At 41.4% G+C, this 23,978-nt stretch carries 24 protein-coding genes and 4 tRNA genes; 11 read left to right on the forward strand and 17 right to left on the reverse strand.

Translation table 11 applies throughout. The annotated features are described in order from the left end of the window. Nucleotides 1–96 precede the first annotated feature (96 nt). From I595_RS10460 to I595_RS10535, 16 genes are all read right to left on the reverse strand, one after another. A tRNA-Thr gene (locus I595_RS10460) sits at nucleotides 97–168 on the reverse strand. Nucleotides 169–232: 64 nt separating this feature from the next. Further along, nucleotides 233–305 (reverse strand) — tRNA-Gly (locus I595_RS10465). Nucleotides 306–322: 17 nt separating this feature from the next. After that, nucleotides 323–404 (reverse strand) — tRNA-Tyr (locus I595_RS10470). Between the two features lie 100 nt (nucleotides 405–504). Next, nucleotides 505–578: transfer RNA gene (locus I595_RS10475), tRNA-Thr, on the reverse strand. 100 nt (nucleotides 579–678) lie between these two features. Further along, nucleotides 679–981, reverse strand: a complete 303-nt coding sequence (gene hpf / locus I595_RS10480; RefSeq protein ID WP_054559367.1) for a ribosome hibernation-promoting factor, HPF/YfiA family — start codon at nucleotides 979–981, stop codon at nucleotides 679–681. A 49-nt stretch (nucleotides 982–1,030) separates the two neighbouring features. Continuing rightward, complete coding sequence (locus I595_RS10485; protein WP_054559368.1) at nucleotides 1,031–1,921, reverse strand: tyrosine-type recombinase/integrase; 891 nt, start codon at nucleotides 1,919–1,921, stop codon at nucleotides 1,031–1,033. A 192-nt stretch (nucleotides 1,922–2,113) separates the two neighbouring features. Next, nucleotides 2,114–2,308, reverse strand: a complete 195-nt coding sequence (rpsU, locus tag I595_RS10490; RefSeq protein WP_054559369.1) for a 30S ribosomal protein S21 — start codon at nucleotides 2,306–2,308, stop codon at nucleotides 2,114–2,116. Nucleotides 2,309–2,419: 111 nt separating this feature from the next. Further along, a complete protein-coding gene (locus I595_RS10495) occupies nucleotides 2,420–3,586 on the reverse strand; it encodes an acyl-CoA dehydrogenase family protein (protein ID WP_054559370.1) in 1,167 nt (388 codons plus the stop codon). A 10-nt stretch (nucleotides 3,587–3,596) separates the two neighbouring features. Continuing rightward, entirely contained in the window at nucleotides 3,597–4,460 is an 864-nt protein-coding gene (locus tag I595_RS10500) for a ComEA family DNA-binding protein (protein WP_054559371.1), read from the reverse strand. A 14-nt stretch (nucleotides 4,461–4,474) separates the two neighbouring features. Further along, on the reverse strand, nucleotides 4,475–6,544 hold the full coding sequence (locus I595_RS10505) for an amino acid carrier protein (protein WP_054559372.1): 2,070 nt from the start codon (nucleotides 6,542–6,544) through the stop codon (nucleotides 4,475–4,477). Nucleotides 6,545–6,710: 166 nt separating this feature from the next. Beyond that, nucleotides 6,711–7,718: a potassium channel family protein gene (locus I595_RS10510; protein WP_054559373.1), complete on the reverse strand. Its 1,008-nt coding sequence runs from the start codon at nucleotides 7,716–7,718 to the stop codon at nucleotides 6,711–6,713. Nucleotides 7,719–7,721: 3 nt separating this feature from the next. Next, on the reverse strand, nucleotides 7,722–7,949 hold the full coding sequence (locus I595_RS10515; RefSeq protein ID WP_054559374.1) for a PspC domain-containing protein: 228 nt from the start codon (nucleotides 7,947–7,949) through the stop codon (nucleotides 7,722–7,724). An 8-nt stretch (nucleotides 7,950–7,957) separates the two neighbouring features. Continuing rightward, complete coding sequence (locus tag I595_RS10520; RefSeq protein WP_054559375.1) at nucleotides 7,958–9,241, reverse strand: DUF2851 family protein; 1,284 nt, start codon at nucleotides 9,239–9,241, stop codon at nucleotides 7,958–7,960. A 24-nt stretch (nucleotides 9,242–9,265) separates the two neighbouring features. Further along, the gene (locus I595_RS10525) at nucleotides 9,266–9,574 is read right to left on the reverse strand and encodes a rhodanese-like domain-containing protein (RefSeq protein ID WP_054559376.1); all 309 of its coding nucleotides are present in this window, start codon (nucleotides 9,572–9,574) and stop codon (nucleotides 9,266–9,268) included. A gap of 35 nt (nucleotides 9,575–9,609) precedes the next feature. After that, on the reverse strand, nucleotides 9,610–10,200 hold the full coding sequence (locus I595_RS10530) for a thioredoxin family protein (protein ID WP_054559377.1): 591 nt from the start codon (nucleotides 10,198–10,200) through the stop codon (nucleotides 9,610–9,612). Nucleotides 10,201–10,218: 18 nt separating this feature from the next. Beyond that, complete coding sequence (locus tag I595_RS10535; RefSeq protein ID WP_054559378.1) at nucleotides 10,219–10,761, reverse strand: TlpA disulfide reductase family protein; 543 nt, start codon at nucleotides 10,759–10,761, stop codon at nucleotides 10,219–10,221. 130 nt (nucleotides 10,762–10,891) lie between these two features. Here I595_RS10535 and I595_RS10540 point away from each other — a divergent pair, with 130 nt between their 5' ends. The 11 genes from I595_RS10540 to I595_RS10590 all read left to right on the forward strand — a co-directional run bounded on the left by I595_RS10540 (nucleotide 10,892) and on the right by I595_RS10590 (nucleotide 21,334). Next, nucleotides 10,892–11,338 carry a MarR family winged helix-turn-helix transcriptional regulator gene (locus I595_RS10540; RefSeq protein ID WP_054559379.1) on the forward strand — a complete coding sequence of 149 codons (447 nt, stop codon included), beginning with the start codon at nucleotides 10,892–10,894 and terminating at the stop codon, nucleotides 11,336–11,338. A gap of 1 nt (nucleotide 11,339) precedes the next feature. After that, nucleotides 11,340–11,972 (forward strand): NAD(P)H-dependent oxidoreductase, encoded by a 633-nt coding sequence (locus I595_RS10545; protein ID WP_054559380.1) that lies wholly within the window; start codon nucleotides 11,340–11,342, stop codon nucleotides 11,970–11,972. Nucleotides 11,973–12,001: 29 nt separating this feature from the next. After that, on the forward strand, nucleotides 12,002–12,577 hold the full coding sequence (locus I595_RS10550) for a YceI family protein (RefSeq protein WP_054559381.1): 576 nt from the start codon (nucleotides 12,002–12,004) through the stop codon (nucleotides 12,575–12,577). A gap of 269 nt (nucleotides 12,578–12,846) precedes the next feature. Beyond that, nucleotides 12,847–14,244: an anthranilate synthase component I family protein gene (locus I595_RS10555; RefSeq protein ID WP_054559382.1), complete on the forward strand. Its 1,398-nt coding sequence runs from the start codon at nucleotides 12,847–12,849 to the stop codon at nucleotides 14,242–14,244. A gap of 117 nt (nucleotides 14,245–14,361) precedes the next feature. Further along, a complete protein-coding gene (locus I595_RS10560; protein WP_054559455.1) occupies nucleotides 14,362–14,919 on the forward strand; it encodes an anthranilate synthase component II in 558 nt (185 codons plus the stop codon). A 108-nt stretch (nucleotides 14,920–15,027) separates the two neighbouring features. Continuing rightward, the gene (gene trpD / locus I595_RS10565) at nucleotides 15,028–16,023 is read left to right on the forward strand and encodes an anthranilate phosphoribosyltransferase (RefSeq protein WP_054559383.1); all 996 of its coding nucleotides are present in this window, start codon (nucleotides 15,028–15,030) and stop codon (nucleotides 16,021–16,023) included. Between the two features lie 21 nt (nucleotides 16,024–16,044). Next, a complete protein-coding gene (gene trpC, locus I595_RS10570; protein WP_054559384.1) occupies nucleotides 16,045–16,830 on the forward strand; it encodes an indole-3-glycerol phosphate synthase TrpC in 786 nt (261 codons plus the stop codon). Between the two features lie 126 nt (nucleotides 16,831–16,956). Beyond that, on the forward strand, nucleotides 16,957–17,595 hold the full coding sequence (locus tag I595_RS10575) for a phosphoribosylanthranilate isomerase (protein ID WP_054559385.1): 639 nt from the start codon (nucleotides 16,957–16,959) through the stop codon (nucleotides 17,593–17,595). Nucleotides 17,596–17,641: 46 nt separating this feature from the next. Then, complete coding sequence (trpB, locus tag I595_RS10580; protein ID WP_245628266.1) at nucleotides 17,642–18,853, forward strand: tryptophan synthase subunit beta; 1,212 nt, start codon at nucleotides 17,642–17,644, stop codon at nucleotides 18,851–18,853. Nucleotides 18,854–18,894: 41 nt separating this feature from the next. Next, nucleotides 18,895–19,677, forward strand: a complete 783-nt coding sequence (gene trpA, locus I595_RS10585; protein WP_054559386.1) for a tryptophan synthase subunit alpha — start codon at nucleotides 18,895–18,897, stop codon at nucleotides 19,675–19,677. 160 nt (nucleotides 19,678–19,837) lie between these two features. Continuing rightward, on the forward strand, nucleotides 19,838–21,334 hold the full coding sequence (locus I595_RS10590) for a M20/M25/M40 family metallo-hydrolase (RefSeq protein WP_054559387.1): 1,497 nt from the start codon (nucleotides 19,838–19,840) through the stop codon (nucleotides 21,332–21,334). Here the strand turns inward: I595_RS10590 and I595_RS10595 are convergent. Then, nucleotides 21,331–23,877 carry a phosphoenolpyruvate carboxylase gene (locus I595_RS10595; RefSeq protein WP_054559457.1) on the reverse strand — a complete coding sequence of 849 codons (2,547 nt, stop codon included), beginning with the start codon at nucleotides 23,875–23,877 and terminating at the stop codon, nucleotides 21,331–21,333. The genes I595_RS10590 and I595_RS10595 overlap by 4 nt on opposite strands. Nucleotides 23,878–23,978 lie beyond the last annotated feature (101 nt).

Genomic DNA, 23,978 nt, shown 5'->3' on the forward strand with positions numbered 1-23,978 from the left:
GATTTGAACTCCTGCCTGCCGGCAGGCAGGCGTGACCCCTAGGTCACTTCTAGAAAAACAAATCAACATATCAATGTTAACCCTATCTTTTTTTTGAGCCAATGACGAGATTTGAACTCGTGACCTCTTCCTTACCAAGGAAACGCTCTACCCCTGAGCTACACCGGCGTAAAGTGTTTAACATCTCTTCATACGTTAAAGGAAGAGATTCCTGCCTTCGCAGGAACTATTGAGCGGGAGACCGGGTTCGAACCGGCGACATTCAGCTTGGAAGGCTGACGCTCTACCAACTGAGCTACTCCCGCAATAAAAATCCAATAAGTGGGGAGAGCAGGATTCGAACCTGCGAAGACATAGTCAGCAGATTTACAGTCTGCCCTCGTTGGCCGCTTGAGTATCTCCCCATTATTTTTACTTCAATAAAATATGAACTTTGAGGCCTTTGTTGCACGGTGAACGTATCTTTCAAAGACTTTTCTTTTTTAGCTTCAAAACTTTAACTAGAGCCGATGGAGGGACTCGAACCCACGACCTGCTGATTACAAATCAGCTGCTCTAGCCAGCTGAGCTACATCGGCTTTTCATTACTTTTTGACACAAAAAAAGCCCGCTATTTCTAACGGACTGCAAATGTAAATATTTATTTTTTGAATCAAAACAAATAACAGAAAATTTTATCTAGGCGTGGGCCCTCATTTTTTCCTTCTTTTTTACGAGCTGTCTTTCCAAAGAACTACATGCTGAATCCACAGCCTCTTCAAAGGTTTTACATTGTTTCTTTACCACACAATAATCTCTGGGAATATGCACCTTTACCTCTACAATTTTATTTTCTTTTTCACTGGTATTTTCCACCTTTAAATAGACATCGGCATTGATAACTTTATCATAAAAAGTTTCAAGTTTATCCATGCGGTTTTGAACAAAGTCCAATAATTTACCGTCGGCCACAAAATTTACAGACTGTGTATTTACCTTCATATGCTTAGGTTTTAGTTAGCCCCATAGGGCAAATTAGAAAATTATAACGTTATTCCTTACTTCTAGGATGTGCAGTTTGGTGCACCCGCTTAAGCTCGGATATGCTACTGTGGGTGTATACCTGTGTGGAAGCCAAACTTGCATGTCCCAATAATTCTTTTACGGCATTTAAATCTGCCCCCTTTCCCAACAAATGTGTGGCAAAGGTGTGCCTTAAAATATGAGGGCTCTTTTTTACCTTTACAGATGCTAACCCAAGATACTTATTTATAACCCTGTAAACAAGGGTTTCGTATATTTTATGACCGTTTTTTGTTAATAGAAGAAAAGCATCATTTTCAATAAAGCCCAAGGAATTACGATGCAAAAGATAATCGTTTAGCGTATTTTTTAATTGGGATAGTATAGGCAAGTAGCGTTCCTTATTTCGCTTACCCAATACCTTGATAGTGTTATTGGCCAAATCTACATCAGCACATTTTAAGTTAACCAGTTCTGCACGTCTTATTCCTGTGGCGTACAGTAACTCTATCACCAAGCGGTCCCTATATCCTTCAAAATCCTTTTCAAAAGGCAAGCTGGCCAACACCGTCTCCATTTCGGCGACAGAAAAGGGAATTTCTATTTTTCTTTCAACTTTAAGCGCACGATGTTTCCCCAAAGGATTATGATCGATCACATTTGATTTTTGTAAAAACCTGTAATATGCCTTTAATGCACTTATTTTTCTGTTGACCGTTCTATTACTGACTCCTTTGCCCACTAAGAATACGATCCAATCACGTACTAAAGGATAAGCGACGTTTTCCAACAGTTGGCCATCATGATGTTGCGCTAAGAATGCGCTAAACTCTTCTATATCCGTTTGGTAAGCTGCAACGGTATGCCCAGAATAATTCTTTTCTTTGGAAAGGTAGGATAAAAATGCGTTTTTGGACATACTCAAATGTAACCAAATTCCAAGAAATGGGATACTTGGGTATTTTTTGGGATATCATAATAAAAATCTAAAGCTAAACCCTTTAATAGCAACAAAAAAGACCACGATACAGTAGTCGAATGAGGAAAGGTAAAAACATAAAAAATCCCGTTTCCATGGAAACGGGATTTTTTTATATCTCTAGAAAAGGGTTTAAATCTCCTCTTTATCCCTAAGGCCTTGAATATATTCTGCCTTTTGGATTTCAGCCCTTCGCTTTACAGAGGGTTTGGTAAACTGTTGCCGCTTGCGCAATTGGCGCATGGTTCCTGTTTTGTCAAACTTACGTTTAAAACGCTTTAAAGCCCTATCGATGTTCTCTCCTTCTTTAACTGGTATTATTAACATTGGCTACAACCTCCTCTCTTTAAGTTTTTATTTTCCCGTTATTTACAGGCGTGCAAATATACAAATCTATTCCGTTTTTAAAAGTGGATAAGCAAAATAAAATTTATCCTTTTACCTTGGGACTTTATATTCCTTTTTATCAATAATGATTTTGGCAACGATTTCCCTTAAAATTTCTGAGGTGCCGCCACCAATTGGTCCCAATCTACTGTCTCTTAACATTCGTGCAAGTGGATAGTCTTCTATGTAACCGTAACCACCCAAAAACTGCAAACAATTGTAGATGACCTCATCTGCTATCTTGGTGGACTTTAATTTGGAAATTGTGGCCTCTTTTACCGCATACTCGCCACGGTCCAATTTGCCCACTACGGCATAATTGTATTGCTTGCACATATCTACATCCGCATACATATCTACCAAACGGTGTCTTAATGCCTGGTATTGGTCTATGGTTTTACCAAAAGCTTCCCGCTCTGACATGTATTGTAAGGTATACTCTAAGGCAAACTCTGCCCTTGCATGTGCGTTTACCCCCATAATCAAACGTTCTAGGGCAAAAGCTTCCATGATAAATGTGAATCCTACCCCTTCCTCGCCCAAAAGATTTTCTATGGGGACCTTTACGTTATCAAAAGCCAACTCCGCGGTATCCGAGGCGCGCCAGCCCAACTTGTTCAATTTGTTCGCGGTAACCCCCGCTGCGTGCCTATCCACAATAAACAGGCTAATTCCCTTGTTTCCAACATGTACATCAGTCTTGGCAGCCAGAATAATGTAATCTCCATACACCCCGTTTGTGATAAAGGTCTTGGAGCCATTTATAACGTAATGGTCACCTTTACGCTCAGCAGTGGTTCTCATACCAGCTACATTGCTCCCGCCAAAGGGTTCAGTTACACCTAAACAGCCAACTTTATCGCCATGCACACTGGGAATCAAATAGGCTTGCTTCTGGCTTTCATTTGCATTTTTGTTCAAATGGGTCATGGCCAAATAAACATGGGCCCAAATAGCTGCGGCAAAACCACCGGAATTGATACGTTGTAATTCTTCCAAGAGGATCACCGTGTAGAATAAGTCTAGCCCTAGACCATCATGCTCCTCTGGAGTGGATAGTCCAAAGTATCCCATCTCGGCAAACTTCTTCCAAATAAAACGTTCTATGGTCCCAGTTTCTTCCCACTTATCTATATGTGGAACCACTTCTTTTTGTAAAAAATCCCTTAAGCTTTCGCGGAAAAGTTGATGTTCTTCAGTGAAGTACATGCTCGTCATACTGCATTGTTTAGAGTGACAAATATAATGCTATTCTATCTATTTTGTTTATCGGTATACCAATATTGTTAAACAAATCTTCCAGCGAGTCAATCTTGCCCTTGGCATAACGATATGCGGCTATCTTCCTTGCCTTGGACTTACCGAAATAGACAAAATCTGACATTTCTTCTTCTGAGGCCTCATTAAGGTTTAAGACCGGACCTTGATGTTTACTTTGAATTTGAAAACCCTTTCTTATTTCTTTTACGACCGTACTATCCAATCCATAAACATCATAGAGCAAATCCAAATGTCTAAACCCTCCTAAGCGATCCCTGAATCTTAGGATTCTGGCAGCGAGGGTTTCACCAATACCTCTTATCATTTTCAGATCTTCTTGAGTTGCTGAATTAATGTCCTTGATTTGATTGTTCCCTTTGGTTTTGTTTTTTGAGGCATGGTTGGATGATTTATTGGTCACCCATTCCGGAAATTTAAAGTTTGGGGCCAAAACTGAGAGTAAGGAATCTGAAATCAAGGTTACCTTCTGAAATTCAGATGCCGAGTTAACAAAACTACCCGTCTTTCTAAATTGATGAAGCCTATCAATTTCGTCAATGGACATTCCTAGCATATACCCTTTATAATCGCTAATGTAATTGGGGTTGAATGGATAGTTATTGCTGATTTTTTCTTTTTTCTTTATCGATATTAAACTATCGACTCGTGCCTGTTCAACCGTATCCACCACCACGGTGGCAAATGGCGAACGTACGAAACGTTTTCTGTACAAATAAAGAGCAAAAACCAGGATTACTATAAGGAGCAACAAAAAGAAAATCCCACTCCGTTCTTGTTTGTTGAAACGAAAGTGGGACCAAAACTTATCCATAGTGTCCTAAGCTGTTATTCGGCAGCCTGTTGTTTCTTGAATAATTGATTGCTCTTGAGCTTCCTTAGGTACTCTCGTAAATCTCCGCGTACCTCGCCAGACATGATATACAAGCCAATAATGTTGGGGAAGGACATGGCTAAAATCATCATATCAGAGAAATCGAGAACAGCGCCCAAACTTACGGAGGCACCCACCACAACAAACACCAAGAACACCATTTTATAAATAAACTCTGTTCTTTTACTTTTTCCAAACAAATAGGTCCAGGCCCGCATTCCGTAATAAGACCAAGAAATCATGGTGGAGAAGGCAAACAAAAACACTGCAAGTGCAAGCACGTAAGGGAACCATGAAATTTGGCTAGCGAAGGCATCAGAGGTTAACTGTGCACCCGCCATACCCTCTACCTCGTGCATTCCAGTAAAAATTAATACCAATGCAGTGAGGGTGCAGACTACTACGGTATCTATAAATGGTTCCAATAAGGCTACAAAACCCTCGGAAGGAGGATGATTGGTCTTGGCCGTACTATGGGCAATTGCCGCAGACCCCACCCCTGCCTCATTGGAAAATGCCGCACGTTGAAAACCAACCACCAGAACACCTATGATACCGCCTTTTAGGGCAGAGGGACTAAAAGCACCATCGATAATCGCTGAAAAGGCAGGACCAATATTTTGAATGTTCATAATAATAACCGCCAAAGCCGCAACAATATAAATGGAGGCCATAATCGGAACAACCCGGCCGGTGACCTTTGCAATACTGTTAATACCGCCAATAATGACCACTCCAACCAAAATAGCGGTGATGACCCCAAACCAAAATCCATTTCCCTCCAAAACGGGGAACTGGCCCGCCAACTGCTCAAAGGATTGATTGGCTTGGAACATATTACCACCACCAAAGGAGGCCCCCACGGCAAGAACTGCAAATAGGCCGGCCAAAACTTTTCCAAAGCCTTTCATGTTCCTTTTTTCCAAACCATACCGCAAATAGTTCATTGGGCCACCAAAAACACGTCCGTCAGGTAATATATCTCGATATTTTACACCTAAGGTACATTCTACAAATTTGGAAGACATTCCCAATAACCCACAAACGATCATCCAAAATGTTGCTCCGGCACCACCAAGGGAAACCGCTACTGCAACACCGGCTATATTTCCCAATCCTACAGTTCCGGACACGGCGGTGGCCAATGCTTGGAAGTGGGTTACCTGCCCTGGCGCTTCTGGATCGTCATATTTACCCTTGGCCAAATCAATGGAATGTTTGAATCCCCTGATATTGATAAAGCCCATTCTAATAGTGAAAAAAGTGGCACCCAACACCAACCATATCACAATAAATGGAATATCCTTGGTCACTGGGTCCCCATTGGGGTGGGTAATTACCTCCGGTTCATCATAAACAATTTCTGCAAAAAAATGTGCCCCTTGTTCAATCACGTCCTCCGGATTATTGGAATCGTATATCACATTCCCTTCCTTGGTTAAGTGATTCAAGACTCCCTTAGCGGAGGAGGTTATGGTAACATCTGCACTTTTAGCGTTGGATAGCACAGCAATGGCATCCCCCTTTTTAACCTTTGCCCCCGCTTTCTTTAACCACTTTTTTAAAACGTAGGCATTTTCCACATCGGGAGACCAATTGGGTATGGCTATTCTTTTGACATCTGCGTAGGCTACCGGATCATAAATCCCAATAGCTGCAAAAGGGTCCCAAAACAGAACCGAGCCCAGGGCGCTAACGGCGGGAGTCATAGTACCATTAAAGACCTCCGTAATGGCCTCCGTTTTTACCTTAAAGACTTTGGTTACACTTTCCCCATTGGCATCGGTAACGACCACATTATAGGGAATACCTTCTACCAGTCCCGTAGCTTTGTTTGAACGAAGCGAAGTCTGCTGATTGCTCCATTTGTAAGTGTAGGGCTCCACACCACCTTCTACCTGCACCTCAATAACGCCATCGTTGATGTTACTAGATGGGTTTAGTGTTTTCCCGGTAACCGTTAAACTCTGGGAAACCAAAAAGGAACTAAAGAATACTGCAAATACCGTTAAAAAGAATTTCATTCTTATATTTTAGTTAGTTGATAAGTTGACAATATCTTAAAAAAAACTATCGGAATCAAATTTATGCCAACAATTGGGACAACCAGGCCAGCAACTTATTTACCTTAAATCTCTACCGCTTTGATGATTTCTGGAACGGACTGGAGGTAAGCATGTAAATCCGCTGTTAATCTAACTGAAACATTTGGTTTAGCTTATCTATCTGCTCGGCACGTCCAAGTACAATGATCTTGCCTTTGGGTTCCAACTTTAAATCCGCCTCTGGATTGATGATATAATTGCCACCGGGAGTGATGTACCCAATAATGGTACAGCCTGTTTTTCTTCGTAAATCCAAATCCCTAATGGAGTTGCAGTTCAGCTGCCCTTGAAAGTCCTCGATCTCCACCTCCTCTAGGTTGGTCGTATGCTCCCCTTCTACTGATAGTTTATCCATAAAAGTTACCAAATCTGGCATCACCACTAATGATGCCATATGGTCTCCCCCAATTTTATCTGGCATGACCACCTTATTGGCTCCCGCAAACTCTAATTTTTTGACGGAGGTAATTTTAGAAGCGCGACTGATAATGAACAAGTTTTCATTCATCTGCCTTGCCGATAACACTGCAAATAAGTTACTGGCATCATCCGGCAGTGCGGTTACCAGGTATTTGGCCCTATCAATTCCTGCCTCAAAAAGCACCTCATCCTCATTTACATCGCCTTGGACAAACAAAACCTCATCTTCATTGGCCTTAATTATGTTTTCATCTTTTTCCACAACCACAAAAGGCTCATTATAGGCCATTAGTTTTTGGGCCGCTTGCTGGCCGTTCCTGCCGTACCCGCAAACAACCACATGACCGGTTAAACTATTAATTCTATTTTTCACCCGTTTTCGTTTTAATACTTCTAATGAATTTCTACTTAAGATATACTCCGAGACTACCGAGATGGCAAAACCAAAGATAAAAACACTACTTACGATTAAAAAAATGGTAAAAATTTGGGCATTGGCATCTAGCGGGCGGACTTCCGAAAAACCTACAGTGGTGACCGTGATAATGGTCATGTAAACAGATTCTACCCAGGAATAGTCTGCAATAATCCTATACCCTACCACACCAATGGCAAAAATCAATAACATCAACGAAAATGCAATGGTGAGTTTTGATCTAAAAAGACGTATCATAGGTTACAAATCAAAAACGGAAGTGCGTTTGGCATAAATTAAATCCTTAATTTTTAACCAAAAGGCAATAAAAAGATACAGTGCAAATCCAAAACCTAAGGTGGCAAAGGTTAAATAGATAAACGTAGTGCGCACCACCCTTGCCCTGATGCCCCAACGTTCCGCTATGCGCCTACACACCTCAAAACCCCTTTTCTGAAAATAATACAACAAATCGTATATCCAACGCATATGTAAAATTAACTATTCTTGTTTAATAGCGCAGCACCAACCTTACATTGCAAACACTTATTCTTGGAGCAATACCTATTGTATAGCTGTAAACGGGATTGTGTTTCAAAAGCATTGGCAGCAGGTGAACCCATCTGCTTAAATGATTCAATAATCGTGTTTTTTTCTGGTTGTAGCATCTTTGCCATCTCCAAAACCTCCAATTTTTTGGCATTGCCTTGTTCTTGGAAGTACGTAAACTTTAAAGGTATCAACGTATTGATAATGAGAAGGTCTACAAAACTTTTGGAAAGTTTCTTGGCACTCGATTTAGAGGTCTTACCAAAGGTGTAATGCGATTTCCAATATTCAGAGGGGGCCACGTCAAACAAAATATAAACATCGTCCACAGTGGAAGCGGCCATTAACCCGGCAAAAAAGTTGGTTGTTTTGCCATACAAATTGGCCAATTGTGAAAGCCGAACAGTTGGGAAATTGTTTGGCCGCAAACCAAAAAACGAAGGCTCCACGACTCCGGCATTGGATAAATGAAACTTAGTCTTTTGGAACGCATATTCTTTTTGATAGGCTTTTAATTGGTGATTGGCCACATCCTGTTTGTCCAATAATTTTGCCTGCCCCAACAAAACACTTTCGAGTCTAAAAACATCCTTGCTCAGTTTTCTGACCGTACTAAAATCTAATGACCCTGCAACTTGGAGAAAGGCCTCTTGGTTACGTTTGGTGCCAAAACCTTTCATTAACAAGGCAAACAGGACTGCTTCCCAGTCATTTTTTGACTGTCTCAATAATGCTTTAACGAATTGGGTTTTTTCCATTAACCTTTCCACGTACAGGCTTTCTAGCCAAGACTCCATTAGATAGGAATCTATTTGGCCCAGCTCTTTCTCACAATTAATGAATTTAATCGTGGTATTTTTAAGAAGTTGTTTGTAGCGTTCTATAAAAGATGGCGGCAGAACATCCTTAAGTTGAAGGGCGGGAATGCGACTTCCATCCTTTCTAAAAACTTGTACATCATCTTCCCAAACTACGTGGAGGATTACGTTATCATAACTAAGGTCAGTCTCATGGCCGTGAACGTACCAGTCCGTGGACTTCAGATGCATTTCTATGTTGCCAACCCATAGTTGCCCACCAATGTTCACCTTTGCGTTGAAAAAATCTGGTCCTGCATAATAGTTATGCTCCCCGGTTTGGAGAATCTCTAAGGCTTCACCGTCCGTAGTGTACAACCTTTGGTGTAAGACCTTTTTGGTTTTCCAAATAAAATGTAAAAGGTCCTCACGCATGGCCAGTACTAAAAATGTGTGGTTTTAGTCCGCTACCTCACCGGTCCAATTCATAAAACCACCTTCAAGATTGTATGCATTTTTTATTCCAATACTATGCAAGATAGCACAGGCTTGGCCGCTTCTATTCCCGGACCTACAATAAACGTAGTAATTTTTAGAAGGGTCCAATTTTTGGATTTCATCCATAAAACCTTGCCCTAAATAAATATCAATATTGGTCGCATTGGGTATTTTGCCCTCTTCCAGTTCTTCTGGAGTCCTAACATCCAAAAGAAATGCATTCTCATCATTTTTTAATTGTTCTGCCCATTCCTCTTGAGACAAATCCATAAGTTCTAATTTTAAAGATGGTATGTTAATTCTTATTACACTTTAATACTACATCCAATAGCTTTGGTTTCCGTTATCAGAATTTCACGACCCGCTAACATTGCCTCTACGGCATCTTCAACAAACGTTGCCTCTACCTGTTCTGCGTCCTGATAATTATCGTCTATTGCACCAATATATCTTACCAAATTTCCGGCAGCAGTGGCTTGTAACAAAAATACATGAGGCGTTCTTTGCGCACCGTATTCCGGGAAAACTATCTGCCCTTCGTCAATGAGGTAGGGAAAAGTAAATCCTTTTTCCTCTGCCCGTACTTTCATGGCCTCAAAACTATCTCCTTCTTGCGTTTTGGGATTATTTGGATTAATGGCAATGACGGGAACACCCTTGGACTTAAATTTAAAATCCAAGGCATTGATCCTATCTTCATAAGCCACTGAATAGGGACAGGTATTACAGGTAAAAATCACCAAAAAACCCTTTGCCTGTGAATAATCCGATAAGGAAACCATATTGCCATCAACATTCTTGAGCGAAAAATTGGTAGCTACATCCCCTACCTTATATCCCTGTGCGCCAATGGTAGTACATATAACCAAACATAGGCCAAATAAAAGACTTTTCATTACGTTTAAATAATTCCGTTAGTTAGTAAATTTAAGAAGTTCCTTGTTGAGTTCCTCATACGTAAATCCGTGGGGATAAAACGCACGCTTATTGTCGTTGTAAATTAAGGTTGCAGGTATCCCACCACCCCAATCTTTATCTATTTTGGGTATCCAGTCGTTCATTTTGGGATCATCCAAAATCACCACGTTACCCTTTAAATCGTTTTCCTTAACAAAAGGCACCAAACGTTTGGACCACATGCTAGGCATATCCAAGCTAACCAAGGTCATGCTCACGTTATTGTCCTTTTGCTCGGCAAAGGTTCTTTCAAAATCTGGTAGTTCCTCCACACAAGGTTTACACCAGGTGGCCCAAAAATTTATAATATGGGTCTTGCCATCTTTTTGGTTTAACAAGGGCGCAAGCCCAGCGTAATCATAAACCGGGAATGGAACATCTAAGGGCTTTTCCTTGGCTGTGGAAGATTTAGCCTGTGTGGTTGCACCGAGTTTTGGTTTGTTCTGCTCCCGACAGCCTGCAATCAATAGAATAAGTAACAAGAAAAGCGTTGCGCGCATACATCTGCATTAAGTTTTAAAAGTATAAAAACAAGTCGGTTCCCATTTTATTTAACAAAAATTTAGCGCAGTCATTTCTCCGTACCAAGTTACACCTTCTTACATTTGTATATACAATTGTTGTAACTACATGAATGTAGAGGATATTATAAAAACCAAAAGTGAAATACCACTGCCAACCAGAACGGTGATCCATCTTTCTTTGGTGAGCAATAAGCTAAACGAGCTCATGGCCCAGGCATTAAAACCTTTTGAGGTTTCCTTACAACAATTTAATGTCCTGCGCATTTTACGGGGGCAAAAAGGAGCACCGGCAAACCTGTCTACTTTGAATAGCCGTATGGTTTCAAAGATGAGCAATACCACCCGTCTAGTTGATAAATTGATACAGAAAGGCTATGTAAAGCGCAATATATGCGCCGCTAACAGGCGCAAAGTTGAAATTTTTATTACGGAAGTAGGCGCTGCCGTTTTGTCGGAAATGGATGTGGCCATGAAACATGCAGAACAAACAGCGATTAAAAATTTTACCAAAAAGGAATTAAGGGAATTAAACAATTTATTAGATAAATTTTAAAATGAACAACATCTTAGAACATAGGACATGGCGGTATGCCACCAAAAAATTTGACCCCAACAAAAAAGTGTCCAACGCAGACTTGGAGCTATTATTGGAAGCCACGCGCCTTAGCTCTTCTTCTTATGGGCTACAGCCCTACCATGTTTTTGTGATTACTGATCAGGAGTTAAAGGAAAAACTAAAACCGGTATCGTGGGGGCAATCACAAATTACGGATGCATCCCACATCATTGTGTTTGCCAATAAAACCGATTTTGGCCCGGAATTGATGGACGATTATTTAAATAATGTATCCATAACAAGAAACATACCGGCCGAAAGCCTTAAGGGTTATGGCGATTTTATGAAATCCAAATTACTGGAATTACCGGTTGAAACCAAATCTACATGGACGGAAAAGCAGGCCTATATTGCCTTGGCCAATTTAATGCAAGCAGCGGCCGAACTAAAAATAGATACCTGCCCCATGGAAGGATTTGAAGCTGATAAATACAATGAACTCTTAGGCTTACATGGCAAGAATTTAAACGCTGCGGTGGTATTGCCCATTGGATACCGCGCTGAAGAGGATGAGACCCAACATTACCCTAAAGTAAGATTACCAAAAGAAAAATTATTTACCCATATATAAATTAGTAACACTTAAATTAATTGACAACAATGAAAAAAAATGTTTTTACACTAGCCTTGGCCTTAGTCTTTGGAGCAACCGCAATCGCAGGCCCAATTGATGATGACAAAAAAGAAGTGAATACCGAAAAAAGTACGGTCACTTGGAAAGCTTACAAAGTAACAGGTTCCCACTACGGCACCATTAGCCTAAAATCAGGGGCCCTGATGTTTGATGGCGATAAATTGACAGGTGGCGAATTTGTGGTGGATATGACCACGATAAACACCACTGATTTAGAAGGAGATTCCAAAGGAAAACTGGACGGACACCTACATTCTGATGATTTCTTCTCCACCGCATCCAACCCAACGTCTAGCTTGGTCTTCACAAATGTAAAAGCTGATGGCAAAAACTCCTATAAAGTAACGGGAGACCTGACCATTAAAGGCATAACAAAACCTGTAACATTTGACGTTTCTGTCTATGGCAGCAAAGCAACGGCAACTATGAAAGTGGATAGAACCAAATACGATGTAAAATATGGTTCTGGAAGCTTCTTTGACAATCTAGGGGACAAAACCATCTATGACGAGTTTGATCTTGTGGTGGACTTGGAATTCTAAAACCCAAGGATGAGTTTTTCTGTGCGGCGTTCAATAACGTTACATGGAAAAAGAAAACTAAAAATATCCCGCTCCGTGATGAGTGGGATTTTTTTTATCACTAAACTTTGTTTGTTAGTTTCAAATTCATTTCTATATTTGACCTAATGAAAACAATAAAAAATATCTGGTGGTGGAACAGTAAACGAAACATATCGTGAACTAGTCCCTATGGAATCATATAAAGGCTTGTCATCACGACAGGCCTTTTTCAATTTATAGCGTTAACTATGTCATTCAACCTAAAGACACATTTTAAAAAAATACTTGCCGACACCATTACCCCGGTCAGCGTTTATCTAAAGATCAGGGATAAATACCCCAACAGCATACTTTTGGAAAGTAGTGATTATCATGCCAATGATAACAGCTTTTCCTATATCTGCTGCAACCCAATTGCGTCTATAAAAGTGGAAAATGAGGTAATCTCCCAGGAATTTCCAGACGGCACCAAAAGCCAAATAGAAATTACCCAAGCCACTGAGGTGACCGCGATGTTGGATGCCTTTTCCCAACAGTTTCAGGTAGAAGACCAGGACTTTAAGTTTATTACCAATGGACTTTTTGGTTTTATGGCCTATGATACGGTTCGGTACTTTGAAAACATCAAACTACAGAAAAAGCCCAACTCCGTTGCGATTCCTGACATGTATTATGCGGTATATCAAAATATTATCGCTATCAACCATTTTAAGAATGATGCCTATCTTTTTGCGCATTGTTATGATAGCGGAAATAACATCCCCGAACTGGAACAAGCCTTAAAGGTCCGGAATTTTGCATCCTATAATTTTTCTAAGGATGGTGAGGTGACCACCAATTTAGAAGATAAAGAGTTTAAAGAACAGGTGGCACAGGCCAAAAAGCATTGCCAACGTGGAGATGTGTTTCAATTAGTGTTGTCCAGACGGTTTTCCCAAGGGTTTAAAGGGGATGAGTTTAACGTATACCGTGCTTTGCGCTCCATCAACCCCTCTCCTTATTTGTTCTTTTTTGACTATGGCGATTTTAAAATCTTTGGGAGCTCACCAGAAGCACAGATTATCGTAAAAGAAGGTAAGGCAGAAATCCATCCCATCGCAGGAACTTACAAGAGAACAGGTAACGATGAGCAGGATGCTGAACTTGCCAAAAAATTGGCCGCAGATGATAAAGAAAACAGCGAACATGTGATGTTGGTAGATTTGGCAAGGAACGACCTTAGCAGAAACGGCAACCTTGTCAATGTGGAAACGTACCGGGAAGTCCAGTATTTCTCCCACGTGATACATCTGGTCTCCAAGGTTACGGGAATGAAAAAGCCCAATATTTCCACCCTAAAAATCGTGGCCGACACCTTCCCTGCCGGCACCCTTAGCGGTGCACCAAAACATAGGGCAATGCAACTTATTGAAAAATATGAAAAAATCAGCAGGGGGTATTACGGTGGCGCCATTGGGTTTATGGACTTTAAAGGCAACTTTAACCATGCCATAATGATACGCACCTTTTTAAGTAAAAACCATAAACTGCATTTTCAAGCTGGGGCGGGCTTGGTGGCAGCCTCCGATGCCAATGATGAATTACAGGAAACGTATAACAAATTGGGTGCTTTAAACAAAGCACTTGACATTGCGGAGACCATCTAGAAATCCCTCCCCAACACATTTAGGGAGGAGATCAATTAAATGAATTTAATGAGCAAAAATATACATACTGGCAAAAGTTCCTCCCATGTAAGGGAGCCAATAAAGGACGCTATCCTAATGATAGACAATTACGATAGCTTTACCTATAATCTGGTGCATTATCTGGAAGATTTAGGTAGGGCGGTAGTGGTGAAACGAAACGATCAACTGGCCCTATCAGAAGTGGATGCCTTTGATGAAATTGTACTTTCACCGGGACCAGGTATTCCGGATGAAGCCGGCCTGCTTAAGGAAATCATCCGCACCTACGGGGCAACAAAACGTTTGTTTGGGGTATGCCTAGGCCAGCAGGCCATCGGAGAAGTTTACGGAGGCACCTTACTTAATTTGGATCAAGTATATCACGGGGTGTCCACGGAAATTACTACTGTAGTAGAAGACTATATTTTCCAAGGAATGCCCAAGACCCTTGAAGTTGGCCGTTATCATTCTTGGGTGGTAAATTCCAATTTACCAAAAGTCCTTGAGGCCACCTCCATGGATAAAAACGGGCAAATTATGTCTTTACGCCACAGGGAATATGATATACGGGCCGTACAGTTTCACCCAGAATCCGTATTGACTCCGCAAGGAAAAAAGATATTGAAAAACTGGTTAAGCTACCCTGGTTCCTAAAACAGGAACCGAGCTCGTGTTTTGAATTAAAAAAGTATCATTTAGTTTGAATCTGACTTGTTAAAATACAGTGACCAATTACTCCCATTGGGAGCTTAGATAGGGATTATGAAAGAAACATTAAACAGATTGATCAACCACGAAATCCTAGAAAAAGAGGATGCCAAACAGGTCTTGGTCAATATCGCCAAGGGTAATTACAATACCAGCCAGATAGCTGCTTTTTTAACGGTATATATGATGCGTAGCATTACCATTGATGAACTAGAAGGTTTTAGGGATGCCCTTTTGGAACTTTGCCTTGCGGTAGATTTATCTGCATACAACCCCATTGATTTATGCGGTACGGGCGGGGATGGAAAAGACACCTTTAATATTTCTACATTGGCATCTTTTGTCACTGCTGGGGCCGGAATCAAGGTAACCAAGCATGGCAATTACGGTGTATCCTCCAAATGTGGTAGCAGTAATGTCATGGAATTCTTAGGTATCAAATTCAGTAATGAACCAGATTTTCTGACCAGAAGTATTGAAGAAGCTGGGATTTGCGTACTGCACGCACCTTTGTTTCATCCGGCCATGAAAAATGTCGCACCCATACGAAGGGAATTGGCGGTAAAGACCTTTTTTAATATGTTGGGACCCATGGTAAACCCAGCTTTCCCAAAGAACCAGATGGTTGGGGTCTTTAATTTGGAACTGGCCCGTATGTATGGTTATTTATACCAGAACACAGACAAGAATTTTACCATTCTCCACGCGCTTGACGGCTATGACGAAATTAGCTTAACTGGGGAAACCAAGTCCATTTCCAACGGTACGGAAACCATGTTAAAACCAGAGGATTTTGGGCTAAAGCCTATTGCTGCCACAGACATTATGGGCGGGGAAGATATCGCAGATTCCGCTCGAATATTTCTAAATATTTTAAATGGCAAGGGCACCGACCCCCAAAACAACGTAGTTTGCGCCAATGCCGGTATAGCCATTGCCACCGTAGAGGGTACCACCCCAAAAAAGGGTTTTGAAAAAGCCAAGGAGTCACTAATGAATGGTCTGGGATTGAAAGCCTTGAAAAAGTTACAAGAAATCAGCAAGCATTAACATTGTTTAATTGGGTAGCACATGAACATACTAGAAAAAATAGTTGCGGATAAATACAAAGAAATCGCCTTAAAAAAAAGCCTGGTTCCTGCATCGCAATTGGAGCAATCGGTTCTGTTTTCCCGCAATACCGCTTCCTTGGCAAATGCCTTAAAAAATAGCAGCTCTGGAATTATCGCAGAGCATAAAAGACGCTCCCCATCAAAACAGACCATTAATCAACATACCAATGTGGGCCAAGTAGCAAAAGCCTATGAAAATGCGGGTGCTTGCGGTATGAGCGTGCTCACGGACATTAAGTATTTTGGGGGATCGCTGGAAGACCTTTTACTGGCACGGGCCTCCGTAAGCATGCCCCTACTCAGAAAAGAATTTATTGTGGATGAGTACCAACTTCTGGAAGCAAAGGCCTTTGGCGCGGATATCATCCTACTCATTGCAGCAGTGTTAACAAGGGAGCAGATAAAAACCCTATCAGAAACAGCAAAGAGCTTAGGGTTAGAAGTCTTATTAGAGGTTCATAACCAAGAAGAACTGCACAAAGGGCTTATGCCCAATGTGGATATGTTAGGGGTTAACAATCGTAATCTCAAAACGTTTACGGTAAGTTTAGAAACCAGTAAAAGCCTCTCCAAACTTATTCCCGCAGAGTTTGTGAAAGTCTCCGAAAGTGGCATTAGTTCCATTGACGCTATCAAGGACTTAAAGACTTACGGGTACCACGGTTTTTTAATTGGTGAGAATTTTATGAAAACGGAAAATCCTGGGGAAAGTGCCAAGGCATTTATTCATAAGTTAAAAAATTGAGGTTAGGTTTTATAAATAGATGATGCACGACAATACACAGATTAAGCTTGGTTGGGACACCTTTCTATTCACCTTTTCCTTTTTTGTAGGCGATAGAAGTTCCCTATCTGGCAAAATGGATTTGATATGAAACTAAAGGTATGTGGCATGAAATATAACCCGCTTGAGGTTGCGGCATTGCAACCAGACTATTTAGGTTTTATTTTTTGGCAAGGCTCATCACGTTTTTTTGAGGGTGCAATGCCCCCAGTACAGCCCGGAATACAAAAAGTAGGGGTTTTTGTGGATGCCCCTATGAATGATGTTTTAAAAGCAATGGACACTTATGATTTGGATGCCTTACAGCTCCATGGAAAGGAAACCCCAGACTACTGTGAAGCATTGCGGAGCACAACACGTAGTGTGGGCAATGTGCGCAGCATTATCAAAGTATTTTCCATTAAAGACCAATTTAATTTTAAGGAATTGACGGCTTACGAAGATGTATGTGATTATTTCCTTTTTGACACCAAGGGAAAACTACCGGGCGGCAATGGGTATACCTTTGACTGGAAAGTACTTGAAGAATACCCCTCAACAAAACCCTATTTTTTGAGCGGCGGGATTGGTTTGGACAACGTAGGGGATATTAAAGCCTTTTTGCAGCGAAAAGAAGCGCGTTATTGCCATGCTATTGATGTAAACAGCAGTTTTGAAACAAAAGCGGGATTGAAGGATATTAAAAAATTAAAGAAATTTGCAAACAAATTAAAAGAGCTCAACTAGATGCCATAATCCTTTAAGATTATTAGGCTTAGCTCAACATGATGCTATGAAAACAGAAATGAAAAAAGAATTTATCGGGGGCTACCATGCAGACCAACGCGGCTATTACGGGGAGTTCGGCGGGGCTTTTATCCCTGAAATGCTCTACCCGAACGTAGAAGAGCTGCGCCAAAGGTATTTGGAGATTATGTACGAGGATTCCTTTCAAAAGGAATTCCATCAACTTTTAAAGGATTACGTGGGCCGTCCCTCCCCGTTGTATTATGCAAAACGCCTTTCTAAAAAACATCAAACCAAAGTTTACCTAAAACGTGAGGACCTTAATCACACAGGGGCACACAAGGTAAACAATACCATTGGACAGATTTTAATGGCAAAGAAATTAGGGAAGACCCGTATTATTGCAGAAACTGGTGCCGGCCAGCACGGTGTGGCCACCGCCACGGTATGTGCCTTAATGGGCATGGAATGCATTGTTTATATGGGTGAAATAGATATTGCCCGCCAGGCGCCCAATGTGGCCCGCATGAAAATGCTCGGGGCTACCGTAAGGCCAGCGTTATCTGGTAGTCGCACCTTAAAGGACGCCACCAACGAAGCTATACGGGATTGGATAAACAATCCAGTAGATACCCATTACATCATTGGTTCGGCCATTGGGCCACACCCCTACCCTGATATGGTTACACGGTTTCAATCCGTGATTTCCGAAGAAATAAAATGGCAGTTGAAAGAGAAGGAAGGACGTGAAAATCCAGATTATGTGGTGGCCTGTATCGGCGGTGGAAGCAATGCAGCAGGAACCTATCACCATTTTTTGGACCAGCCAGAAGTTGGTATTATAGCGGTTGAAGCTGCTGGTAAAGGAGTGGAAACCGGAGAAAGCGCGGCAACCTCAGCATTAGGTAAGGTTGGAATCATACACGGCTGTAAGACCATGCTGATGCAAACAGAAGACGGGCAAATTACGGAACCTTACTCCATTTCCGCAGGATTGGATTATCCTGGCGTAGGGCCAATGCATTCACATTTATATACCTCTGGAAGGGCAGCGTTTTATTCCGCCACCGATGATGAAGCCATGACGGCAGGCCTAGAACTTTCGCAATTGGAAGGTATAATTCCGGCCATAGAAACGGGCCATGCCTTTGCCATTTTCCAACATAAGACCTTTGAACCTGATGACATTGTGGTCATTAGCCTTTCTGGACGGGGGGATAAGGATTTACAAACCTATATTGATTATTTCAAACTTTAATTTCATATCCGTTACGGCGTAAATGAAATGACCGAAAACCTATGAACAGAATCAACCAAAAAATGCAACAGAAAAACCAGGCTACAGGAGCGCCAGGAAAGTTGCTCTCTATCTATTTCACCTCTGGTTATCCAAACCTGGACGATACCGTGACCATCATTCAACAACTGGAAAAGAATGGGGTGGACATGGTTGAAATTGGTTTGCCCTTTAGCGATCCCTTGGCAGACGGCCCTACCATACAGGAGAGCTCCACCGTAGCACTTAAAAATGGGATGACCACGGAAAAGTTGTTTGAGCAGTTGCGCGGGGTTCGGGATTTGGTCTCCATTCCTTTGATTGCCATGGGATACTTTAATCCCATGCTCCAATACGGTGTGGAAGCCTTTTGCAAAAAATGCCATGAAATTGGCATTGATGGCATCATTATGCCAGACCTACCTTTGGATGTGTACCAAGAAGAATATGAGGCGATTTTTAAAAAATACGGACTGATCAATATTTTTCTCATCACTCCGCAGACCAGCGAAGAACGCATCAGGGAAATAGACGAAGCCTCGGAAGGGTTTATATACATGGTAAGCTCCGCCAGCGTCACCGGTTCTAAATCTGGTTTTGGAACGGAACAGGAAGCTTATTTTAAACGTGTTGCCTCCATGAACCTAAAAAACCCACAAATTGTAGGGTTTGGCATCAAAGATGCCCAAACGTTTCAACAGGCCACCAAAACCGCAAAAGGGGGCATTATAGGCTCAGCATTTATAAAGCACCTGACGGAACATGGGGTAGCATCAATATCAGACTTTATTCAAAGAATTAGGTAATTGGTCTTACTTTGGTCTCCATAATTTGGTCATATATCTAAGGATTCTTTTACAGGATTATAAGATCCCTGTTGGTATCGGCCTTAATTTAAAATCCTTACCATGGTTTTTTGGCATACCCACCATTTTGTACTAGTTTTTAACCTAATAAAGTTACCGAATGAAAAGATTTTGTAATTCCCTAGTTATCTTCATTTTTTGTATCGCAATACAGGCCCAAGATTCAACCGCAGTTAAATCTCAGGTGGCCAAGGCCATTAATGAACTTCGTGATTTTGTGTCGCTGCCCAATGACGCCTTGGACAGGGAGGCCATAGAAGATAATTTGATTTGGCTAAAGAAAAATTTTAACGCTAGGGGCTTTAACACCACCGAACTCCCTACGGAAAACCACCCTTTGTTTTTTGCAGCACTGCCCATGCAGGACAACAAGCCAACAGTGCTGTTTTATATGCATTTTGATGGGCAATCCGTTGATGCCTCCAAGTGGGCACAACCAAATCCGTACCAGGTGGTCTTAAAAGAGCCTACTGATAACGGTTGGCAGACCCATCCCTTTGAGGAAATGCTGGAGGATATTAATTATAATTGGAGGTTGTTTGGACGCTCTACCTCTGATGACAAAGGGCCCATTATCATGTTCTTAAATGCCATAGACCTCCTCAACAAAGATGGGAGGGAACTACAATATAACGTAAAGGTTATCTTGGACGGTGAAGAGGAAAGAAGCAGTAAGCCCCTACCAACGGCCGTAAAACAATATCGAGAACTGTTAGAGGCAGATTTTTTGATCATCAATGATGGCCCAGTCCATGCTTCGGAAAAGCCTACCTTAGTATACGGTTGCCGTGGCATTACCACCTTGGGAATCACCACCTATGGGCCAATCAAGCCCCAACATAGCGGACATTATGGCAATTACGCGCCAAACCCAGGATTTCAATTGGCGCAACTATTGGCCAGCATGAAAGACAACGAAGGCCGTGTCACCATAAAAGGCTATTATGACGGCATCTCCCTGGATGAGGGTACACAGGCCATTTTAAGAAGTGTGCCGGACAACAATGCTAAAATTGCAGAAAGATTACAGTTTAAAACAGCAGAAAAAGTTGGGGGTTTTTACCAAGAGAGTTTACAGTTTCCCAGCTTAAACATACGCGGATTGGGGTCCGGCTGGATCGGAGATCAAGCAAGGACCATTGTTCCCGCTACCGCTACCGCGGAATTAGACCTAAGATTGGTACCAGAGTCCGATGGCAATAAACTTAAAACATTGGTCAAAAGCCATATTGCCAAACAAGGATTCACCATCTTGGACACCGTTCCCACCAAGGAGCAACGCTTAGAGAACAACAAAATCGTCACCATAAAAGAGGGTAACGTGACGGATGCATTCAGAACCGATCTAAACAATCCTTTTGGAAAGAAATTGGTCCAAATTTTAGAGGAGACCTTTAAAGAAGAGGTGGTTCAGATTCGTATTATGGGAGGTACGGTACCTATTGCACCGTTTATTAACGAACTGCAGGTGCCAGCCTTTATCGTCCCAATGGTGAATCCGGACAACAACCAACACAGCCCCAATGAAAATTTAAAGATTGGGCAACTGGCCTATGGCATCCGGGCCTTCTATGGAATATTGGGCAGTTTTAACTAGGCCGAATTCCTACTCGCGTTGATATTACCATATAAGGAACGAGTCACAATTTTTTCATAAAGCTCTTTGTACTCCGTGTTTTGGGTAATCTGGTACAATGCATTTTGTTGAATGACCAACAAGGGCAACACAATATTTTCACGGATTTTTACGGACTCCCTAGAAACCGCTTCGTCTTCCATCAATATTTTATGTCCAGAGACCTCTAAAAGCATTTTCTCGGAGAGCTGGTACTCATCGTAAAGAATAGTCCAGAATTCCCCAAATTCAGGGTCGTCTTTCATATATGCAGTAAGTTCAAAATTACTTTTTGCCAGTGACATCATGCTATTATGCATTAACGCCCTAAAAAAAGGAACTTCTTTATACAATTTTTTTACCGCTGCCATCCTACCCTCATCCTTACATTTTTTTATGGCAGTTCCAAGACCAAAATATCCAGGAACATTTTGTTTTAATTGACTCCAGGATCCAACAAATGAAATGGCCCTTAAATCAGATAAGGTCAATTGTTTTTTGTTCCCGCGTTTACCAGGGCGACTCCCAATATTGGCTTTTGTGTAATATTTTAAAGTACTCCTGTGCTCTAGGTATGGAATAAACTTTGGATGCTGCTTTAAAGATTCATACTTCGCATAGCTCATTTCAGAAAGAGATTCAATCAATCTTCTATCCGCAGCGGAAATAACATGCTCCTTACCAAAAAGGTTATTGCTTAAACCCGCCGTAAGGAGTTGCTCCGCGTTATGTATAAACTGTTCTTTGGTGCCGTAGGTACTGGTAATGGTCTGCCCCTGTATGGTCAATTGAATTTCATGGTTGGCCACGGCCTTTGTCTGTGCGGCATAGAAACGGTGGGTCTTGCCGCCACCCCTGGCCGGCGGGCCACCACGCCCATCAAAAAACTTTGCTTTTATCCCATTCTTTTTACATACCCTGCTCAAGGTTTCCTTGGTCTTTAATATGGACCAATTGGCTTTTAAATAACCACCGTCCTTGGTGCCGTCAGAAAAACCTAGCATTATGGTATGGGCATCGCCCCGGCGTTCTAAATGGTCACGGTAGGCGGGGATATCAAACAAGGTTTGCATTACCGTTTCAGAGGCGTCCATCCCCTTCATGGTCTCAAACAAAGGAATTATATCAAAACTGATGTCTTTCTCCTTAAAACCACTCCATCTAAACAATCCAAAAACAAATAATACAGAGAAAATATCTTCCGAATTGCTAATGATATACCTATTACAACCCTCTTCCCCGTTTTTGGCCTGAATGGATTTTAATTGTTGGATATTGGCAATGGTATCCTTAACGATATCTACTGAATAATCATCTGGATTTAGCTGTAGTTCCTTATTGAGACACCAATCCGCGAGTTCTTCTTTTGTAAGTTCCTCCAAAGCTTCCTTAATGGCACCTTGTTTTTTTAATACCTCTGTGACTACTTCATAGTGTTTGCTATGGTCTTGTCTAATATCCAAACTGGCAAAATGGGTCTTGAAGATATGTACCTTGTCCATCAATTTTTTTAATTGATCTAGATACAGCCCATGGTAATGGGTTTCCAACAAGGACTTGGCTTCCTCTAAATGTGCGATGATTTCCCCATAGGATATCACAAAGTTCTCTTGGAACATGGCCTTGTAAAGTTTTACATTTAATCCGTTTAGCGAGGATTGGACCTTTTCAAAGCTTAATTTTTTGCGGAGAACTTTAAGCTCATTGTAATAACACTTCATCAAATTCAACCGGAGTTCATCCGCTACCTGATTGGTAATCTTAGCGGTCACAAAGGGATTGCCGTCACGATCTCCGCCAGGCCAAAAGCCCAATTTTAAAATATTGTAGTTATCAAAATCATAATCCCTGGTGTTCTTTTTAATGTACTGGAACAATTCCCCTACCGCATCGTAATAGGTATGTCTAAGAATGTAGATGATGTTTTTAGCCTCATCTAGCGGCGTGGGCTTTTTGGCGTTCAACAAGGAGGTTAAACCTAATTGTTGAATGGTAAGATCAATATCATCAATCCTGTTTTCATCTATTAAACTCCTTAATTCGGAAATAATATCCAAAACGGCCGGTGTGTAAAATTGGGTTGGATGTGCCGTTAGGACAATCCTTGCGCTAAAAGTGGACAGTTGTTTAGTGATTTTATCCCAATTTTTGCTTTGATCTATAAACTGGAAATAATCCTTAATCCTTGATGAACCCGTGTATTGTTGTAATTTGGGAAATGCGGCATCCTCAACGCTGTCATAGAGGACTACCTGCCTTTCCACATACTGGATGATCCTGAACATAAAATCCAACCGTTCCCGTTCAGTTTTGATATCGGTAAAATGGGTAAAGAAATTATCCAGAATATCTTGCGGGTTTTTCCCTTTCTTGAGCCCTTTCCCGCATTGATCAAAAAGTAACCGAACCAAGGTTCCAAAATTTTCCATTTCGGCATAGGGCAGACTCAGAAATAGACTGTTATAGATATTGTATTTATTGGTGACGGATTTTTTAAACTCCTTTAACCGTTTGTTTTGCTGCATCATAGTTATATCATATATGGTAGGTACACTAAAAGGTTAAAGATCGTAATAAAAGGGAGATTATTGGTTGTTTTAGAATCAAATCACAAGATTGATATTTC

The organism is Croceitalea dokdonensis DOKDO 023 (assembly GCF_001306415.1).
Classification (GTDB): Bacteria; Bacteroidota; Bacteroidia; order Flavobacteriales; family Flavobacteriaceae; genus Croceitalea; species Croceitalea dokdonensis.

What these genes read in the sequence shown, in the direction of transcription:
- I595_RS10495 (WP_054559370.1), bottom strand. Translation starts at nt 3,586, where the DNA reads ATGACGAGCATGTACTTCACTGAAGAACATCAACTTTTCCGCGAAAGC.
- I595_RS10545 (WP_054559380.1), top strand. Translation starts at nt 11,340, where the DNA reads ATGAACAACATCTTAGAACATAGGACATGGCGGTATGCCACCAAAAAA.
- I595_RS10540 (WP_054559379.1), top strand. Translation starts at nt 10,892, where the DNA reads ATGAATGTAGAGGATATTATAAAAACCAAAAGTGAAATACCACTGCCA.
- I595_RS10560 (WP_054559455.1), top strand. Translation starts at nt 14,362, where the DNA reads ATGATAGACAATTACGATAGCTTTACCTATAATCTGGTGCATTATCTG.
- I595_RS10590 (WP_054559387.1), top strand. Translation starts at nt 19,838, where the DNA reads ATGAAAAGATTTTGTAATTCCCTAGTTATCTTCATTTTTTGTATCGCA.
- trpB (WP_245628266.1), top strand. Translation starts at nt 17,642, where the DNA reads ATGAAAACAGAAATGAAAAAAGAATTTATCGGGGGCTACCATGCAGAC.
- trpC (WP_054559384.1), top strand. Translation starts at nt 16,045, where the DNA reads ATGAACATACTAGAAAAAATAGTTGCGGATAAATACAAAGAAATCGCC.
- I595_RS10515 (WP_054559374.1), bottom strand. Translation starts at nt 7,949, where the DNA reads ATGCGTTGGATATACGATTTGTTGTATTATTTTCAGAAAAGGGGTTTT.
- I595_RS10520 (WP_054559375.1), bottom strand. Translation starts at nt 9,241, where the DNA reads ATGCGTGAGGACCTTTTACATTTTATTTGGAAAACCAAAAAGGTCTTA.
- I595_RS10500 (WP_054559371.1), bottom strand. Translation starts at nt 4,460, where the DNA reads ATGGATAAGTTTTGGTCCCACTTTCGTTTCAACAAACAAGAACGGAGT.
- I595_RS10535 (WP_054559378.1), bottom strand. Translation starts at nt 10,761, where the DNA reads ATGCGCGCAACGCTTTTCTTGTTACTTATTCTATTGATTGCAGGCTGT.
- I595_RS10595 (WP_054559457.1), bottom strand. Translation starts at nt 23,877, where the DNA reads ATGCAGCAAAACAAACGGTTAAAGGAGTTTAAAAAATCCGTCACCAAT.
- I595_RS10525 (WP_054559376.1), bottom strand. Translation starts at nt 9,574, where the DNA reads ATGGATTTGTCTCAAGAGGAATGGGCAGAACAATTAAAAAATGATGAG.
- I595_RS10530 (WP_054559377.1), bottom strand. Translation starts at nt 10,200, where the DNA reads ATGAAAAGTCTTTTATTTGGCCTATGTTTGGTTATATGTACTACCATT.
- I595_RS10575 (WP_054559385.1), top strand. Translation starts at nt 16,957, where the DNA reads ATGAAACTAAAGGTATGTGGCATGAAATATAACCCGCTTGAGGTTGCG.
- trpA (WP_054559386.1), top strand. Translation starts at nt 18,895, where the DNA reads ATGAACAGAATCAACCAAAAAATGCAACAGAAAAACCAGGCTACAGGA.
- hpf (WP_054559367.1), bottom strand. Translation starts at nt 981, where the DNA reads ATGAAGGTAAATACACAGTCTGTAAATTTTGTGGCCGACGGTAAATTA.
- trpD (WP_054559383.1), top strand. Translation starts at nt 15,028, where the DNA reads ATGAAAGAAACATTAAACAGATTGATCAACCACGAAATCCTAGAAAAA.
- I595_RS10505 (WP_054559372.1), bottom strand. Translation starts at nt 6,544, where the DNA reads ATGAAATTCTTTTTAACGGTATTTGCAGTATTCTTTAGTTCCTTTTTG.
- I595_RS10555 (WP_054559382.1), top strand. Translation starts at nt 12,847, where the DNA reads ATGTCATTCAACCTAAAGACACATTTTAAAAAAATACTTGCCGACACC.
- I595_RS10485 (WP_054559368.1), bottom strand. Translation starts at nt 1,921, where the DNA reads ATGTCCAAAAACGCATTTTTATCCTACCTTTCCAAAGAAAAGAATTAT.
- I595_RS10510 (WP_054559373.1), bottom strand. Translation starts at nt 7,718, where the DNA reads ATGATACGTCTTTTTAGATCAAAACTCACCATTGCATTTTCGTTGATG.
- I595_RS10550 (WP_054559381.1), top strand. Translation starts at nt 12,002, where the DNA reads ATGAAAAAAAATGTTTTTACACTAGCCTTGGCCTTAGTCTTTGGAGCA.
- rpsU (WP_054559369.1), bottom strand. Translation starts at nt 2,308, where the DNA reads ATGTTAATAATACCAGTTAAAGAAGGAGAGAACATCGATAGGGCTTTA.